The organism is Bacillus cereus group sp. MYBK30-2, assembly GCF_051915945.1.
In the GTDB taxonomy this organism is placed as follows: domain Bacteria; phylum Bacillota; class Bacilli; order Bacillales; family Bacillaceae_G; genus Bacillus_A; species Bacillus_A paramycoides.
In genome coordinates this window covers 1-17,998 of record NZ_JBQAFR010000013.1, presented here as the reverse complement: position 1 = coordinate 17,998, position 17,998 = coordinate 1, and the positions used below count along the sequence as shown (strand labels likewise).

Below are 17,998 nucleotides of genomic sequence, written 5' to 3'. Positions count from 1 at the left end.
TAACGGCCCGTTGGTCAAGTGGTTAAGACACCGCCCTTTCACGGCGGTAACACGGGTTCGAATCCCGTACGGGTCATCTAAAAAGATCATGCAAATTTGCATGGTCTTTTTTTGTTAAATAAATTCAGACATACAATACTTCTACAAAATCGCCCTATATTTTCTGAACATTCTTTTAATTATCTTTAAATAAATTAAATACCATGTATATATGTAGAGTTATTTCGAATAAAAAGTCGAACGATTATAAAAGTGAGAACTGTTGTTTTGACAAAAATCCCAATAATCATCTTTTATAATGACAGTAATTAAACTATGCAGGTGGTGTTAAAAATATGCCTAAAGCAGGAAGGAATACTATGAATACAAGTGCATTGGCGATGAATGAAAGTCAGCTTGGGACAATAAAGTGGACGAGTAAGTTGCGAATGAAGTTTGAACAAGTTTTCTTTAGATGGGGATTCATTATTGTTGTTATTGGTTTTCTTTTGGGACGAGCATATATATTAACAAACATTTTACCGTTTGCATTGCCGTTTTTTGCTGCTGTCTATGTTATGAAGCGAGATAAAATGCCGCTCGCGTTCTTAGCTCTCATGGGTGGGGCACTTTCAGTTTCGATAGATAATTTATTTTTTACTTTTGCATCTATTTTTACGTTCTTTATTTATAATATCTTCTTTAGTCGGTTTACACGTAAAACTGTTGGACTTGTGCCATTCCAAGTATTTATCTCCGCATTAACCGCACATTTAGTTGTTGTATATTTTGCACAGCAAACTGTCACCATGTATGATTTGCTCGTTAGTACGATCGAAGCGGGGCTTAGCTTCGTATTAACGATGATATTTTTACAAAGTGTTCCGCTTTTAGTGGAAAGGAAAGGGAAACAACAAGCGTTAGAAACAGAAGAAATTGTTTGTTTAATTATATTACTAGCATCTGTTTTAACGGGTACAACAGATTGGTTTGTTTATGATGCTTCTATTCAACATATTTTCACTAGATATTTAGTATTAGTATTTGCCTTTATTGCCGGTGCGGCTACAGGATCCACAGTGGGAGTCGTTACTGGATTAATATTAAGTTTAGCGAATGTGTCTAGCTTGTCTCAACTTAGTCTTCTTGCCTTTTCAGGATTGCTTGGTGGATTGTTAAAAGAAGGGAAACGTATAGGAGTTAGTTTAGGTTTATTAATTGGTACAAGTTTAATTACGTTATATGTAGACAAGCAAACAAGTATTGTAACAACTTTAATTGAATCTGGTGTGGCAATTGTTTTCTTCTTATTAACACCGAAACTTGTTATGGATCGTATTGCTAAATTTATGCCGGGTACACAGGAGCATTCACAAGATCAACAACAATATTTAAGAAGGATGCGCGATGTTACGGCGAACAAAATCAATCAATTTGCTAATGTATTTGCTGCTTTGTCTAATAGCTTTTCTGTATATGGATATGTGGAAGAGGAAGATAAAGAAACAGAAGCGGATTTATTTTTAAGTACAATTACTGCGAAAACATGCCAAACATGCTTTAAAAAAGATCAATGCTGGGTAGTTAATTTCGATAAAACGTACGATTATATGAAACAAATAATGAGCGAAACGGAAGAAGGAACGTTGCAACATAATCGGAAGTTAGTTCGCGAATGGGACAAGCATTGTGTGAGAGGGAAGAAAGTGACAGATTTAGTAGCGGGTGAATTAGATCACTTCTATGAGGGACAGAAATTACGAAAACAAATGAAAGAAAATCGTAGAATTGTAGCGGAACAATTACTAGGTGTATCAAAAGTAATGGAAGATTTCGCTAAGGAGATACAACGAGAACGAGAAAACCACCAAGTGCAAGAAGAACAGATTTTGCAAGCATTTCGCGATTTCGGCGTCGAAGTGGAGCATGTTGATATTTATTGTTTAGATAGAGGAAGTATTGATATTGAAATGTTGATTCCGGCTGCATCTAATGAGCATGGAGAATGTGAGAAGCTGGTTGCGCCGATGCTTTCAGATATTTTAAAAGAAAATATTGTCGTTAAGCATGAAGAGAAATCCTCTTATCCAAATGGTCATAGTTTAATATCATTTGGTTCAGCGAAGACGTATTCTCTTGATACAGGATTGGCCACAGCTGCAAAAGGTGGTGGATTTGTTTCGGGTGATTCCTATGCGATGATGGATTTAAGTGTTGGTAAATATGCACTTGCGATTAGTGATGGTATGGGAAATGGGCAAAGGGCTCATATGGAGAGTAAGGAAACGGTAAAATTATTACAAAAGATACTTCAATCAGGTATTGATGAGGAAATAGCGATTAAGTCCATCAATTCAATTCTTTCTTTAAGAACGACAGAGGAGATGTATACAACACTTGACTTAGCTATGGTAGATTTACGGGATGCGAGTGCGAAGTTTTTAAAGGTTGGATCGACGCCGAGTTTTGTTAAACGCGGAAATAATATTTTGAAAATTGAAGCAAGTAATTTGCCGATTGGAATCATTGAAGATGTTGAAGTTGATGTGGTTGGTGAGCAATTAAAAACGGGAGATATTCTTATCATGATGAGCGATGGTATTTTTGAGGGAGCGCAACATGTGGAGAATCACGAATTATGGATAAAACGTAAAATTAAAGAACTACAAACAGAAGATCCACAAGAAATTGCTGATATTATCATGGAAGAAGTAATTAGGTCTGGCGATGGTTATATAAATGATGATATGACTATTGTGGTGGCAAAGGTAAAGAAAAATATGCCGAAGTGGGCCACGATTCCAATAGTAGGAATGCAGGCGCAATAAATTAAATTATTACTGAAAAGACCTAGGTAAATGCCTAGGTCTTTTTGATTAAAAAAGGTAATGTTATTGCTTTTGTGAATATACAGAGGGGATGTAAGATAAAAATGTGAATTTTGTACATCTTTTTTTTGCACAATGTTTGTAAAAGTTGTACCATTATATACAAGGTAACTAATGTTGCTGTTCTTGTTTAATGAAAGGTGATTGCGAAGTTGAAAGATACATTTGTTGAAAAAGTAGATGACTTTGTAAAGCGGCATGATGTATTAAAGGAACATTCAACAATTGTTGTAGGGGTTTCTGGTGGCCCTGACTCTTTGGCTCTTCTATATTATTTGTTGGAAAAAAGAGCAGAAAAGCAGCTCGAAATTGTAGTAGCCCATGTGGATCATATGTTTAGAGGTGATGAATCTCATGAGGACCTACAGTTTGTACGTAATCTTTGCAAAGAGTTAGGAATTATTTGCGAAACGATAAGGGTTAATGTGTCGCAATATCAACAGCAATATGGAATGAATGCACAAGTTGCTGCTAGAGAATGCAGATATGCATTTTTGGAAAGAATAATGAAGAAATATGATGCGAGATATGTAGCTCTTGGCCATCATGGAGATGATCAAGTAGAGACGATTTTAATGCGCCTTGTACGAGGAAGTACTCCGAAAGGGTACGCAGGAATTGCAGTGAAGCGTCCTTTTCATAATGGATATTTAATTAGGCCGTTACTTGGAGTAACTAAGGAAGAAATTGTTGATTACTGTAATAAGCTAAAAGTAATCCCACGTATAGATCCGAGTAATAAAAAGGAAGTATATACAAGGAATCGATTACGTAAATATGTCCTTCCTTATTTGAAAGAGGAAAATCCGCAAATGCATGAGAAATTTCAAAAATTTAGCGTGCAGATGCAAGAGGATGAGGCATATTTGCAGGAATTAGCTTTTGAGAAGATGAATAAAGTAATTACAAAAAAAAGCGATAAACAAATTAGCTTATCAATTCCTGCCTTTGAATCCATGTCTATGCCTTTACAAAGGAGAGGGATTCAACTAATATTAAACTATCTTTATGAATATAAGATTCCATCTTCGCTTTCTTCTATACATATTGACAAGGTGATTGGATTTTTTAAGCGGACACAACCTTCAGGTTCACTTGATTTTCCGGGTGGTTTGAAAATTGTTCGCACATACGAAGAATGTAGCTTTGGATTTAAACAAGAAATTGTTTCTCCTTTTTCGCAAGATTTATCAGTGCCTGGGACAATTACATTGCCGAATGGGGATAAACTTGTAACAGAGGTGAGCGAAGATATACCAAGTAGCATGAATGAAACGGTATTTGTTGCTAAGTATAATGATATATCGTATCCACTTCGTATCCGTTCTAGGGAAAATGGAGATCGCATGTCAATACAAGGTATGGATGGTACAAAAAAGATAAAAGCTATTTTTATCGAAGCGAAAGTACCAAAAGAAAAAAGAGAAGAATGGCCGATCGTTTGTGACGCAAGTGGAAATATTATTTGGGTACCCTTGTTGAAACGATCTGCATTTGCTACTTCGAAAGAGATAGCAAAGAGGGATAAATATATGATTATTCACTACAAAAGCAAGGAGTCTTCCGGGAGGATAATGAAATGATGAATCAAGATATCGAAAAAGTATTAATTTCTGAAGAACAAATACAGGAAAAGGTGCACGAACTAGGTGCGATTATTGCAGAGGATTACAAAAATACAGTACCTCTTGCAATTGGTGTACTAAAGGGCGCAATGCCATTTATGGCAGATTTATTAAAGAGAACAGATACATATCTTGAAATGGATTTTATGGCTGTATCTAGCTATGGACACTCTACAGTTTCGACAGGCGAAGTAAAAATCTTAAAAGACCTTGATACTTCTGTAGAAGGTCGCGATATTTTAATCGTTGAAGATATTATTGATAGCGGTCTTACGCTAAGCTATTTAGTGGACCTATTTAAATATCGTAAAGCGAAATCTGTAAAAATTGTTACGTTATTAGATAAGCCAACAGGCCGTAAGGTTGATCTGAAAGCAGATTATGTTGGATTTACTGTTCCTCATGAATTTGTTGTAGGATATGGATTAGATTATAAAGAGCAATACCGTAATCTTCCTTATGTAGGAGTATTAAAACCAAGTGTTTACTCAAATTAATTAAATACAGGCGTTACAATTGTATAGGAAAGTTTTTCTATGTTACGATTTACTATAGTGTTTATGCCGTGAGAGGAGGTTAGGAATGAATCGTATCTTCCGTAATACCATCTTTTATTTACTGATATTCTTAGTAGTAATTGGAATCGTGAGCTATTTTAATGGTTCGACGCAAAAAACGACATCAGTTAGCTACGATAAATTCATTACTAAACTTGAAAAAGGTGAAGTGCGTAATGTGCAGCTTCAACCGAAAAATGGTGTGTTTGAAGTAAAAGGACAATTCAATACTTCTAACCAAGGAGAACAATTTGTTACTTATGCACCAAATACTGAGGAATTACAAAAGAAAATTAATGATAAGGCGCAAGGGGCTGAAGTTAAGTATCAACCAGCAGAAGAAACAAGTGCTTGGGTAACGTTCTTCACTTCTATCATTCCGTTTGTCATTATCTTCATTTTATTCTTCTTCTTATTAAACCAGGCTCAGGGCGGCGGTAGCCGTGTTATGAACTTCGGGAAAAGTAAGGCGAAGCTATACAATGATGAAAAGAAAAAAATTCGTTTTAGAGATGTTGCTGGAGCGGATGAAGAGAAACAAGAACTTGTTGAGGTAGTTGAATTCTTGAAAGACCCTCGTAAGTTCGCTGAAGTTGGTGCCCGTATTCCGAAGGGTGTTCTATTAGTGGGACCTCCAGGTACAGGTAAAACTTTATTAGCACGTGCCGTTGCAGGTGAAGCAGGCGTTCCGTTCTTCTCTATTAGTGGTTCTGACTTCGTAGAGATGTTCGTCGGTGTCGGTGCATCCCGTGTACGTGATTTATTTGAAAATGCAAAGAAAAATGCTCCTTGTATCATTTTCATTGATGAAATTGATGCAGTAGGACGTCAACGTGGCGCGGGTCTTGGCGGTGGTCATGATGAGCGTGAACAAACGTTGAACCAATTGCTTGTTGAAATGGATGGATTCGGTGCAAACGAAGGTATTATTATCATCGCTGCGACAAACCGTCCTGATATTCTTGATCCAGCGTTATTACGTCCAGGTCGTTTTGACCGTCAAATTACAGTAGATCGTCCAGATGTAAATGGTCGTGAAGCTGTACTTAAAGTACACGCTCGTAATAAACCGCTTGATGAGAATGTCAACTTAAGAGCGATTGCAACTCGTACACCAGGATTCTCTGGTGCCGATCTTGAAAACTTATTAAACGAAGCTGCTTTAGTAGCTGCGCGTCAAGATAAGAAGAAAATTGATATGAGTGACATCGATGAAGCAACGGATCGTGTTATTGCAGGTCCAGCTAAGAAAAGTCGTGTTATCTCTGAAAAAGAACGTAATATCGTTGCATTCCATGAGGCTGGCCATACTGTAATTGGTGTTGTCCTGGATGAAGCAGATATCGTTCATAAAGTAACAATTGTCCCTCGTGGTCAAGCTGGTGGATATGCGGTAATGCTTCCGAAAGAAGATCGTTACTTTATGACAAAACCAGAGTTACTTGATAAAATCACTGGTTTGCTTGGTGGTCGAGTAGCTGAGGAGATTGTATTTGGTGAAGTGAGTACAGGTGCTCACAATGACTTCCAACGTGCGACTGGTATTGCAAGACGTATGGTTACAGAATTCGGTATGAGTGATAAGCTTGGGCCGATGCAATTCGGTAGCTCGCAAGGTGGTCAGGTGTTCTTAGGAAGAGACTTCCATTCAGAGCAAAACTACAGTGATGCAATTGCACATGAAATCGATGTGGAAATGCAAACTATTATGAAAGACTGTTATGCTCGTGCGAAACAAATTCTTACTGAAAAGCGTGATAAGCTAGATATTATTGCGAAAACGTTACTTGAAGTAGAAACATTAGATGCAGAGCAAATTAATCATTTATATGATTATGGCAGATTACCTGAGCGTCCAACATCTTCAGATGATGTGAAAGTAAACATCAATATGAAGAAAGACGATGAAGACACAGAAGATAAGTAAGAGATGAAGGAGTGACGATAGTCACTCCTTTTTTGTTTGTGGAATAAATTTAAGTGGCAAAAGAATTTAAATAAAACTCGTATTAAAAATTGAAATAGAGAGTGATCTTTTTGTAAAATGATGAGGATAGAAAAGCTGAATATATAAGTATGTGTGATATGATGTTTTTATAAGTTTTATACATACTGCACAAATATAGATTAAATAAGATAAGTGGTGAGAATATGATTTTTGTATTGGATGTAGGGAACACAAATGCGGTGCTAGGTGTATTTGAAGAGGGGAAACTTCGCCAGCATTGGCGCATGGAAACAGATCGTCATAAAACAGAAGATGAGTATGGGATGCTTGTAAAGCAGTTACTTGAGCATGAAGGTCTTTCTTTTGAAGATGTGAAAGGTATTATCGTATCTTCAGTCGTACCGCCAATTATGTTCGCTTTAGAGCGTATGTGCGAAAAGTATTTTAAAATTAAACCGCTTGTAGTGGGGCCTGGGATAAAAACTGGCTTGAATATTAAATATGAAAATCCACGTGAAGTAGGCGCGGACCGAATTGTAAATGCAGTAGCAGGTATCCATTTGTATGGAAGTCCTCTTATCATTGTTGATTTTGGTACGGCTACTACATATTGTTATATTAACGAAGAGAAACATTATATGGGTGGCGTTATTACACCGGGAATTATGATCTCGGCAGAGGCGTTATATAGCAGAGCAGCAAAGCTTCCTCGTATTGAAATTACAAAACCGAGTAGTGTTATTGGGAAGAATACAGTAAGTGCAATGCAATCAGGTATTCTTTATGGGTACGTTGGACAAGTGGAAGGTATTGTTAAGCGTATGAAAGAAGAAGCTAAACAAGAACCGAAAGTTATTGCAACAGGTGGGTTAGCGAAATTAATTTCAGAAGAATCAAATGTAATTGATATTGTAGATCCATTTTTAACGTTAAAAGGTTTGTATATGTTATATGAACGTAATGCAAATTTACAACATGAGAAGGGTGAATAAATAAGTATGAAAGATTATTTAGTAAAAGCGTTAGCGTTTGATGGAGAAGTACGTGCGTATAGTGTACGTACAACAAACACAGTAAGTGAGGCGCAAAAACGTCATGATACATGGAGAACAGCTTCAGCGGCACTTGGCCGTTCGTTAACTGCGGGCACAATGATGGGTGCCATGTTAAAAGGCGAACAGAAGTTAACGATTAAAGTAGAGGGTAACGGTCCAATTGGTCCGATCTTAGTCGATGCTCATGCAAATGGGGATGTACGTGGTTATGTAACGAATCCGCATGTTGATTTTGAAGGGACTGAACAAGGGAAATTACGTGTATATCAAGCGGTAGGTACAGAAGGATTTGTAACGGTAATTAAAGATATCGGTATGCGTGAACCGTTTATCGGTCAATCTCCAATTGTTTCAGGAGAACTAGGGGAAGATTTCACATATTATTTCGCAGTTTCTGAGCAGACACCTTCTTCTGTAGGTGTCGGTGTTCTCGTAAATGGAGACGATAGCATATTGGCGGCGGGTGGATTCATTCTTCAAATTATGCCAGGTGCACAGGAAGAAACAATTTCATTTATTGAAGAGCGTTTGCAAAAAATTCCTCCTGTATCAACATTGATTGAACAAGGGCTTTCTCCAGAAGAGCTACTATATAAAGTGCTTGGAGAAGATAAAGTGAAAGTGCTAGAAACAATGGATGTTCAATTTAATTGTACATGTTCACGCGAGCGTATTGAAAGTGTACTAATTAGTTTAGGTAAAGCAGAGTTAGAGCAAATTCGTGCAGAAGAAGAAGAGACGGAAGTTCATTGTCACTTCTGTAATGAACGATATAAATTCGCTAAAGAAGATATTACAAACTTAATTGAGAGCCTGTAATAAGGGAGTTAAAGCATAGAATCGTTCATCCAAATGGATTGACAAAAAGGAAATTTTCTGACAAAATCTAAATATAAATAAAACCAATAAAAATACTCGGTGTTAGGAGTGACAGGAATGCGAGTGGCACAATCAGTTTCAGAATTAATCGGGAGAACGCCGATCGTTAAGTTGAACCGCATCGTAGAATCAGATAGCGCAGATGTATACTTGAAATTAGAATTTATGAATCCGGGGAGCAGTGTTAAAGATCGTATTGCGTTAGCTATGATCGAAGATGCTGAAAAGAAAGGATTATTAAAAGAAGGCGATACAATCATTGAACCGACAAGTGGTAACACGGGTATTGGTTTAGCGATGGTAGCGGCTGCTAAAGGATATAAGGCGATTTTAGTAATGCCAGAAACAATGAGTATCGAGCGTCGTAATTTATTACGTGCTTATGGTGCGGAATTAGTATTGACTCCAGGCCCTGAAGGGATGGGCGGAGCGATTCGTAAAGCGACTGAATTAGCGAAAGAACATGGTTACTTTATACCGCAACAATTTCAAAACCAAGCGAATCCGGAAATCCATCGTTTAACGACGGGTCCAGAAATTGTTGAACAAATGGGTGATCAATTAGATGCGTTTATCGCAGGTATTGGTACAGGTGGGACAATTACAGGTGCCGGTGAAGTGCTGAAAGAAGCGTATAACGATATTAAAATTTATGCGGTAGAACCTGCGGATTCACCAGTATTATCTGGTGGAAAGCCGGGGCCACATAAGATCCAAGGAATTGGAGCAGGATTTGTTCCGGAGACATTGGATGTAGAAGTATATGATGAAATTATTCAAGTGAAAGCAGAGCAAGCGTTTGAATATGCGAGAAGAGTAGCTAAAGAAGAAGGTATTTTAGTTGGTATCTCTTCAGGAGCGGTCATTTATGCAGCGACAGAAGTTGCGAAGAAATTAGGTAAAGGGAAAAAGGTACTTGTTATTATCCCAAGTAACGGTGAACGTTATTTAAGTACACCACTTTATCAATTTGAATCATAATTGAATGTGATTTGAAAAGCATCCTTGAAAAAGGATGCTTTTTCTTTTTTGATTGGAAAAAGGAAAAGAGTGAATGACTAGAAAACTTCATGTAAAATAAGAAGTAGTATAATTAATTTATTTTCACTAGCCCTCGAGTGTAATCATTCTCTATATAAATAACTTTATGTAGTTTGAGCTGGTTAGCTTAAGAGGGTGGGATAAAAGAAGACGGGGTGTTGATATGCAACGAAGAAAATCTTTAGCGCTTTCTATTCCATATCAGTTAGATTTCTTTAAGCAATATAAATTTCTTTCCCAAGATAAGCCGCAACATATTTTGTTAGAAAGTGGACGTGGTGGTCGTTATAACATTGTTGGGCTGGACCCAGTAGCAGTAATTCAAGGGAAGAATGAGACGTTACATATAAGTGAAAGTGGTAAGGAAACAATAGAACATGGGAATCCATTAGATTTAATGCAAGAATATATGGAGAAATGGAAAACGGATTATAATCCGAAGTATCCACCTTTTCAAGGTGGTGCAATTGGATACTTTAGTTATGATTGTATCCGTTATATTGAAAAGTTACCTATTCTTGCAGAGGATGACATTAATATACCTGATATATTCTTTTTATTGTTTGATGACGTGGTTGTATATGATCAAAAAGAAAAAGTATTATGGATTATTACGCATTATGTAGATGAGCATAAAGAGGCAGAAGAGCGATTAAATGAATGGAAGGATCTTTGGATGAAAGAAGCATCTGAAGTGACTATGTCATTTAAATGTCCTGAAGAGAAAAATGAAGCAGTTGCTTTTACAGAAGAAGGCTTTATGAAGGCTGTTGAACGTATTCAAGAATATATTGGGGCAGGTGACGTGTTCCAAGTAAACTTGTCGACAAGACAAGAACGGACGTTACACACACATCCGCTAGAAATCTATACAAGTCTTCGTGAAATTAATCCATCTCCATATATGGGTTACTTGGAGCTTGGAGATTTTCAAATTGTTAGTGGTTCGCCTGAATTACTAATTAAAAAGCAAGGAAAAGAAGTAAGTACGAGGCCAATTGCTGGTACGCGTTCTCGAGGGGCAAGCGAGCAAGAGGATGAAGAATTGGCGAAAGAATTAATTGAAAACGAAAAGGAAAGAGCAGAGCACGTGATGCTTGTGGATTTGGAACGAAATGATTTGGGTCGGGTTTGTAAATATGGCACTGTTGAAGTAGATGAATTTATGGTAATTGAAAAATACTCACACGTTATGCATATTGTTTCTAATGTGCGTGGTGAGGTGGAAGAAGATAAAGATGCTTTCGATTTGGTGAAGGCTGTATTTCCTGGTGGGACAATTACTGGTGCCCCGAAAATACGTACGATGGAAATTATTGAAGAATTAGAACCTGTTCGCCGAGGGATTTATACAGGTTCAATTGGTTGGATTGGATATTCTGGAGATACGGAATTGAATATTGTAATACGAACATTGCTTGCCAAAGATGGACAAGCACATGTACAAGCGGGAGCGGGAATTGTAATTGATTCAAATCCTAAAAACGAATATAAAGAGTCGTTAAAAAAAGCAATCGCTTTATGGCGTGCAAAAGAAAGTAGCGAAGAAACGGTTAGGTGAGAGAAATGATATTAATGATTGATAATTATGATTCTTTTACATTTAATTTAGTGCAGTTTCTTGGGGAACTTGGACAAGAGCTTGTTATTAAGCGTAATGATGAAGTGACTATTTCAGATATTGAGAATATGAAACCGGATTTTTTAATGATTTCGCCAGGTCCATGTAGCCCTAATGAGGCAGGGATTAGCATGGATGTTATTAAATACTTCGCAGGTAAAATTCCGATTTTTGGAGTTTGTCTTGGGCATCAATCAATTGCGCAAGTATTTGGAGGAGATGTTGTCAGGGCAGAACGTTTAATGCACGGCAAAACTTCTTTAATGTATCATGATGGACAGACAATTTTTTCTGATATCCCAAATCCATTTGCCGCGACACGTTATCACTCTCTTATCGTTAAAAAAGAGACGTTGCCTAATTGTTTAGAGATAACATCTTGGACGGAAGAAGGAGAAATTATGGCGCTGCGTCATAAAACATTGCCGATTGAAGGTGTGCAGTTCCATCCGGAATCTATTATGACTTCTCATGGGAAAGAGCTGTTACAGAATTTCATCCGTAAATATAGTCCAAGTGTGACATCATGTTAATTTACGTAAATGGTGCGTATGTAGAAGCGAGTGAAGCGAAAATTTCTCCTTATGACCATGGTTATTTATATGGACTTGGAGTTTTTGAGACGTTTCGTATTTATAATGGTCACCCCTTTTTGCTGGATGATCATTATGAACGTTTAATGGATGCGCTGGATACATTGCAAATTAAATGGACAATGACAAAAGATGGCGTAATGCTTATTTTGAAGAATCTACTCGTTAAGAATGGATTAAAGCATGCGTATGTGCGCTTTAATGTATCGGCGGGTATAGATGAAATAGGATTGCAAACAGGAGTGTATGAAGAAGCGTCTGTTATTGTTTTTATAAAGCCTTTAGCGGCCCCGGGGGATGTAGTGGAAAAAGAAGGGGTTATTTTAAAGCAGGTGCGAAATACACCAGAGGGTGCATTTCGCTTGAAGTCCCATCATTATTTAAATAATATTTTAGGGAAACGCGAAATTGGAAATGTTGTGAATAAGGAAGGCATTTTCCTTACAGAAACAGGTTATGTTGCAGAGGGGATTGTTTCGAATCTCTTTTTTGTTAAAGGAGATACTTTGTATACTCCTTCATTAGAAACAGGGATTTTAAACGGAATCACTCGTGCGTTTATTATAAAGGCTGCTGAAGAGCTGGGTATAGAAGTAAAGGAAGGTTTCTTTACAAAAGATGAATTGCTTTCAGCGGATGAAGTGTTCGTAACAAACTCCATTCAAGAGATTGTCCCTCTTTGTCATATAGAGGGGGAAGATTTCCCGGGTAAAGTGGGGATGGTTACAAAAAGATTTATGGATCTTTATGAAATGCAGAGAGAGCAATTGTGGAGCAGAAATGAATTGCGAAGAGGAGATGTGTAGTTTGAAGTGGGATTATGATTTGCGCTGCGGCGAATATACATTGAATTTAAATGAAAAGACATTAATTATGGGAATTTTAAATGTAACGCCAGATTCATTTTCTGATGGTGGGAGTTACAACGAAGTAGATGCCGCGGTACGCCATGCGAAAGAAATGAAAAACGAAGGTGCTCATATTATTGATATCGGTGGCGAATCTACTCGCCCGGGTTTCGCTAAAGTTTCAGTAGAAGAAGAAATAAAGCGAGTTGTTCCGATGATTCAGGCAGTTTCAAAAGAAGTGAAGTTGCCTATTTCTATTGATACGTATAAAGCTGAGGTTGCGAAACAAGCGATTGAAGCTGGTGCTCATATTATTAATGATATTTGGGGAGCGAAGGCAGAACCGAAGATTGCTGAAGTTGCAGCCTATTATGATGTGCCTATTATCTTAATGCATAATCGCGATAATATGAATTATCGTAACTTAATGGCTGATATGATTGCTGATTTGCATGAGAGTATTAAAATTGCTAAAGATGCTGGTGTGCGAGATGAGAACATTATTTTAGACCCAGGTATTGGTTTTGCAAAAACACCTGAACAGAATTTAGAAGCGATGCGCAATTTAGAGCAGTTAAACGTACTAGGTTATCCGGTTCTATTAGGTACTTCAAGAAAATCCTTTATTGGACATGTATTAGATTTACCGGTGGAGGAACGACTTGAAGGAACGGGTGCTACCGTTTGCCTTGGTATTGAAAAAGGTTGTGAGTTTGTTCGTGTTCACGATGTGAAAGAAATGGCGCGTATGGCTAAGATGATGGATGCGATGATTGGTAAGGGGGGAAAGTAATTGGATAAAATTTATGTCCATGATATGGAGTTTTACGGTTATCATGGTGTATTCCCGGAAGAAAATAAGCTAGGTCAGAGATTTAAAGTGGACTTAACGGTGGAATTGGATTTAAAGCGTGCGGGAGAAAGTGATGACTTAGAGCATTCTGTCAATTATGGAGAGCTTTTCGAATTATGTAGGAAAGTTGTTGAAGATAGAACGTATAAGCTTGTGGAGAGTATCGCTGAAAATATCGCTACAGATATATTGGCACAATATGAGAGTATTTCACGATGTACGATAAAGGTTATTAAACCGGATCCGCCGATACCGGGGCATTATCGTGCTGTAGCGGTAGAAATTACGAGAGAACGTTCATGAATAATATAGCGTACATTGCGTTGGGTTCAAATATTGGAGAGCGTTATACTTATTTAGCTGAAGCGATTCAGTTTTTAAACAAAAGCCCTTATATCCAAGTTGACGATATTTCATCTGTATATGAAACTGAACCAGTTGGCTATACTGACCAAAGTTGCTTTTTGAATTTAGTTATAAAAATTTCTACCAATTTATCACCACAAGAATTATTGAAAGTAACACAAAAAGTAGAGAATGATCTAGGAAGAAAAAGGGAAATTAGATGGGGTCCGAGGACCATCGACCTTGACATTTTACTATATAATCAAGAAAATATTGAAGCAGAGAATCTTATTGTTCCGCATCCGCGGATGTTTGAAAGAGCTTTTGTTATCGTTCCGTTGTTAGAGATTAATCAAGATATAAAACAAGACATTTCACGTTCACAAGTAGAAGAAATGAAAAGGCGAGAGGGAGTAACGGTATGGAAGCAGAAAAATGGGGAAGACGCATTCGTGCTTTTCGAAAGCTAAAAGGCTATACGCAAGAAGGTTTTGCTAAAGAATTAGGGGTATCTGTATCTGTTTTAGGTGAAGTTGAGAGAGGGAATCGATCGCCTTCCCAAGATTTTGTAGTAGAAGTTGCCAAAGCATTAAAGGTCTCGATAGATGAACTAATGCCAAAGTGACTATGATGGAAGGAGTAAATCGAGTGTTAAAGATTGCAAATATTGAGATGAAAAATCCGGTTGTATTAGCACCGATGGCGGGAGTGTGTAACTCTGCATTCCGTTTGACAGTAAAAGAATTTGGTGCAGGTTTAGTTTGTGCTGAAATGGTAAGTGATAAGGCAATATTACTTAATAACAAAAGAACATTAGATATGTTATATATCGATGAGAGAGAAAAGCCATTAAGTTTACAAATTTTTGGTGGAGAGAAAGAAACTCTTGTAGATGCTGCGAAATACGTAGATAAATATACAACAGCAGACATTATTGATATTAATATGGGTTGCCCAGTACCGAAAATCATTAAGTGTGATGCGGGAGCAAAGTGGCTTTTAGATCCAAATAAAATATATGAAATGGTAGCGGCGGTTGTAGATGCTGTTGAAAAGCCAGTTACAGTTAAAATGCGTATTGGTTGGGATGAAGATCATATTTTTGCAGTAGAGAATGCTAAAGCTGTTGAGCGTGCTGGTGGGCAAGCGGTAGCGGTTCATGGGCGTACACGAGTGCAAATGTATGAAGGGAAAGCAGATTGGGATATTATTAAACAAGTAAAGCAAGCTGTAAATATCCCGGTTATCGGAAATGGTGATGTCGAAACACCACAAGATGCAAAGCGTATGCTTGATGAAATTGGTGTAGACGGTGTTATGATTGGCCGCGCTGCTCTTGGAGACCCATGGATGATTTATCGTACGGTAAAGTATTTAGAGACAGGCGAATTAATGCCGGAACCAACAGTGCGTGAGAAAATTGATGTATGTATGTTGCACCTAGATCGTCTTATCGATTTAAAGAACGAAAATATCGCTGTAAGAGAGATGAGAAAGCATGCAGCTTGGTATTTAAAAGGTGTTCGTGGTAATGCGAGCGTGCGTAATGGTATCAATACGTGTAACACACGTGAAGACCTTGCGAATTTATTAGGTGCATTTGTAGAAGAGGTAGAAGCGAAACAACAAACAATTTACGTTGGCTAATAAGGGAACATGGAAGATTGACATTCTTTTGTACACTTCCTATAATTACGTGAAAGAAAGAAGAGCTGCCAGTTAGTTGCTGGCAGTTTTTCTAGTTGAGTAGAAAATGCTATACTGTATATATTGTAAAATTAAATAGAGCTGGAGTGATATCAATATCATGGATAACATGAACCACGAAGAATTAAACGACCAATTGCTTGTTCGTCGTGAAAAGTTACATAACTTACGTGAACAAGGGATCGATCCGTTCGGTAAACGCTTTGAACGTACGAATTCAACAAACGACTTATTAAGCTTATATGGAGAGTTCTCTAAAGAAGAATTAGAAGAGAAAGAAATCTCTGTTTCTATCGCTGGTCGTATTATGACAAAACGCGGTAAAGGAAAAGCGGGATTTGCACACGTTCAAGATTTACATGGACAAGTTCAAATCTATGTTCGTAAAGATGCTGTTGGGGATGAAGAGTATGAATTGTTTAAGACAGCAGATTTAGGTGACTTAGTAGGGATTGAAGGTAAAGTTTTCAAAACGAATGTTGGAGAACTTTCAGTAAAGGCAACGGGCTTTACGTTATTAACGAAATCTCTTCGTCCATTACCGGATAAATATCACGGATTAAAAGATATTGAACAACGTTACCGTCAACGTTATTTAGATTTAATTACAAGTATGGAAAGTCGTGAAACATTCGTTACTCGTAGTAAAATCATTCGTGAGATGAGAAGATACTTAGACGATAATGGTTATCTTGAAGTAGAAACACCTATGATGCATGCAATTGCAGGTGGAGCGTCTGCTCGTCCTTTCACTACACATCATAATGCATTAGATATGGAATTATATATGCGTATCGCAATTGAACTTCATTTAAAACGTCTTATTGTGGGCGGATTAGAAAAAGTTTATGAAATCGGCCGTGTATTCCGTAATGAGGGTGTATCAACACGTCATAACCCTGAGTTTACGATGATTGAACTATATGAGGCGTATGCCGATTATAAAGATATTATGAAACTAACAGAAAATATGGTTGCTCATATTGCGAAACAAGTACTAGGTACAACAACAATCCAATATGGTGATCAAGAAATCAATCTAGAGCCAGAATGGACACGCCTTCATATGGTAGATGCAATTAAACAATATTCTGGAGCGGATTTCTGGAATACAATGAGTGTAGAAGAAGCGCGTGAACTTGCAAAAGAACATGGTGTAGAAATTAAAGATACAATGGAAGTTGGTCATATTATTAATGAATTCTTCGAGCAAAAGGTAGAGGATAAATTAATTCAGCCTACATTTATCTATGGCCATCCGGTAGAGATTTCACCACTTGCGAAAAAGAACGATGAAGATCCACGATTTACAGATCGCTTCGAATTATTCATTGTTGCTCGTGAGCATGCAAATGCATTCACTGAGTTAAACGATCCAATTGATCAAAAAGAACGTTTTGAAGCTCAATTAAAAGAGCGTGAACAAGGTAATGATGAAGCGCATATGATGGATGATGATTATATTGAAGCTCTTGAGTACGGTATGCCTCCTACAGGTGGGTTAGGAATTGGTATTGATCGTCTGGTTATGTTATTAACAAATGCGCCATCTATTCGTGACGTACTGTTATTCCCAGCTATGCGTCATAAACAAGACTAAGCTTTGGAGATTTCTCCAAAGCTTTTTTATTCCTTTATTGGAGGCGGGATAATTAGCGAGGGGTGAGGGAATCTTCTATTGAAAGGAAGATGAGGTCATTGTTCATTAAATGGATAATGGATTAACAAAACTATATTTATATAGAAGAAATGTACTGTTTTTATAGTTTTTTACTAAGTTAAAAATTTTATTAGAAAAACTATTGCATTTTAATAATCAAACTGGTATATTTATATTCGTTGTCACGGAAGACAACACAAGAAACAAATGAAAAACAACTTATTAAAAAAAGTTGTTGACGAAAATATAACAAAATGTTATATTGATAAAGTCGCTTCTGAGCGGCAGACAAGTTCTTTGAAAACTGAACGAAACAAACAACGTGAAACGTCAATTTTTATTTTAGATGCTAGACAAACTAACTTTATTGGAGAGTTTGATCCTGGCTCAGGATGAACG

16 protein-coding genes and 1 tRNA gene are annotated in these 17,998 nt (G+C 37.3%); all 17 read left to right on the top strand.

The window, feature by feature from the left end:
* Positions 1–4: 4 nt before the first annotated feature.
* The 17 genes from ACTFQM_RS26405 (at position 5) to lysS (ending at position 17,539) form a co-directional block, all read left to right on the top strand.
* A tRNA-Glu gene (locus tag ACTFQM_RS26405) sits at positions 5–76 on the top strand.
* 259 nt (positions 77–335) lie between these two features.
* Entirely contained in the window at positions 336–2,807 is a 2,472-nt protein-coding gene (gene spoIIE / locus ACTFQM_RS26400; RefSeq protein WP_025151175.1) for a stage II sporulation protein E, read from the top strand.
* A gap of 212 nt (positions 2,808–3,019) precedes the next feature.
* Positions 3,020–4,450, top strand: coding sequence for a tRNA lysidine(34) synthetase TilS (gene tilS, locus ACTFQM_RS26395; RefSeq protein WP_440036906.1), 1,431 nt, complete (start codon positions 3,020–3,022; stop codon positions 4,448–4,450).
* Positions 4,447–4,989, top strand: coding sequence for a hypoxanthine phosphoribosyltransferase (gene hpt / locus ACTFQM_RS26390; protein ID WP_000981837.1), 543 nt, complete (start codon positions 4,447–4,449; stop codon positions 4,987–4,989). Before tilS ends, hpt begins: the two co-directional genes overlap by 4 nt.
* Before the next feature lie 85 nt (positions 4,990–5,074).
* A complete protein-coding gene (gene ftsH, locus ACTFQM_RS26385; protein WP_071720060.1) occupies positions 5,075–6,976 on the top strand; it encodes an ATP-dependent zinc metalloprotease FtsH in 1,902 nt (633 codons plus the stop codon).
* A 224-nt stretch (positions 6,977–7,200) separates the two neighbouring features.
* Positions 7,201–7,989: a type III pantothenate kinase gene (locus tag ACTFQM_RS26380; protein WP_002144522.1), complete on the top strand. Its 789-nt coding sequence runs from the start codon at positions 7,201–7,203 to the stop codon at positions 7,987–7,989.
* A gap of 6 nt (positions 7,990–7,995) precedes the next feature.
* Complete coding sequence (gene hslO, locus ACTFQM_RS26375) at positions 7,996–8,871, top strand: redox-regulated molecular chaperone HslO (RefSeq protein ID WP_098474789.1); 876 nt, start codon at positions 7,996–7,998, stop codon at positions 8,869–8,871.
* A gap of 117 nt (positions 8,872–8,988) precedes the next feature.
* Positions 8,989–9,912, top strand: a complete 924-nt coding sequence (cysK, locus tag ACTFQM_RS26370) for a cysteine synthase A (RefSeq protein WP_440036902.1) — start codon at positions 8,989–8,991, stop codon at positions 9,910–9,912.
* A gap of 223 nt (positions 9,913–10,135) precedes the next feature.
* The gene (trpE, locus tag ACTFQM_RS26365) at positions 10,136–11,533 is read left to right on the top strand and encodes an anthranilate synthase component I (protein WP_440036900.1); all 1,398 of its coding nucleotides are present in this window, start codon (positions 10,136–10,138) and stop codon (positions 11,531–11,533) included.
* A gap of 5 nt (positions 11,534–11,538) precedes the next feature.
* The gene (pabA, locus tag ACTFQM_RS26360; protein ID WP_327922024.1) at positions 11,539–12,126 is read left to right on the top strand and encodes an aminodeoxychorismate/anthranilate synthase component II; all 588 of its coding nucleotides are present in this window, start codon (positions 11,539–11,541) and stop codon (positions 12,124–12,126) included.
* Positions 12,120–12,992, top strand: coding sequence for an aminodeoxychorismate lyase (gene pabC, locus ACTFQM_RS26355; RefSeq protein WP_440036897.1), 873 nt, complete (start codon positions 12,120–12,122; stop codon positions 12,990–12,992). The genes pabA and pabC overlap by 7 nt, the downstream gene beginning before the upstream one ends.
* The gene (gene folP, locus ACTFQM_RS26350) at positions 12,967–13,827 is read left to right on the top strand and encodes a dihydropteroate synthase (RefSeq protein ID WP_048375184.1); all 861 of its coding nucleotides are present in this window, start codon (positions 12,967–12,969) and stop codon (positions 13,825–13,827) included. Before pabC ends, folP begins: the two co-directional genes overlap by 26 nt.
* Positions 13,828–14,190, top strand: a complete 363-nt coding sequence (gene folB / locus ACTFQM_RS26345; protein WP_002174575.1) for a dihydroneopterin aldolase — start codon at positions 13,828–13,830, stop codon at positions 14,188–14,190. It abuts the gene before it with no gap.
* Entirely contained in the window at positions 14,187–14,702 is a 516-nt protein-coding gene (folK, locus tag ACTFQM_RS26340) for a 2-amino-4-hydroxy-6-hydroxymethyldihydropteridine diphosphokinase (protein WP_440036896.1), read from the top strand. The genes folB and folK overlap by 4 nt, the downstream gene beginning before the upstream one ends.
* Positions 14,654–14,857: a helix-turn-helix domain-containing protein gene (locus tag ACTFQM_RS26335; protein WP_000387027.1), complete on the top strand. Its 204-nt coding sequence runs from the start codon at positions 14,654–14,656 to the stop codon at positions 14,855–14,857. The genes folK and ACTFQM_RS26335 overlap by 49 nt, the downstream gene beginning before the upstream one ends.
* Positions 14,858–14,880: 23 nt before the next feature.
* Positions 14,881–15,879, top strand: coding sequence for a tRNA dihydrouridine synthase DusB (gene dusB / locus ACTFQM_RS26330; protein WP_440036894.1), 999 nt, complete (start codon positions 14,881–14,883; stop codon positions 15,877–15,879).
* 160 nt (positions 15,880–16,039) lie between these two features.
* Positions 16,040–17,539, top strand: a complete 1,500-nt coding sequence (gene lysS, locus ACTFQM_RS26325) for a lysine--tRNA ligase (protein ID WP_002174578.1) — start codon at positions 16,040–16,042, stop codon at positions 17,537–17,539.
* The last annotated feature ends 459 nt before the right edge of the window (positions 17,540–17,998 follow it).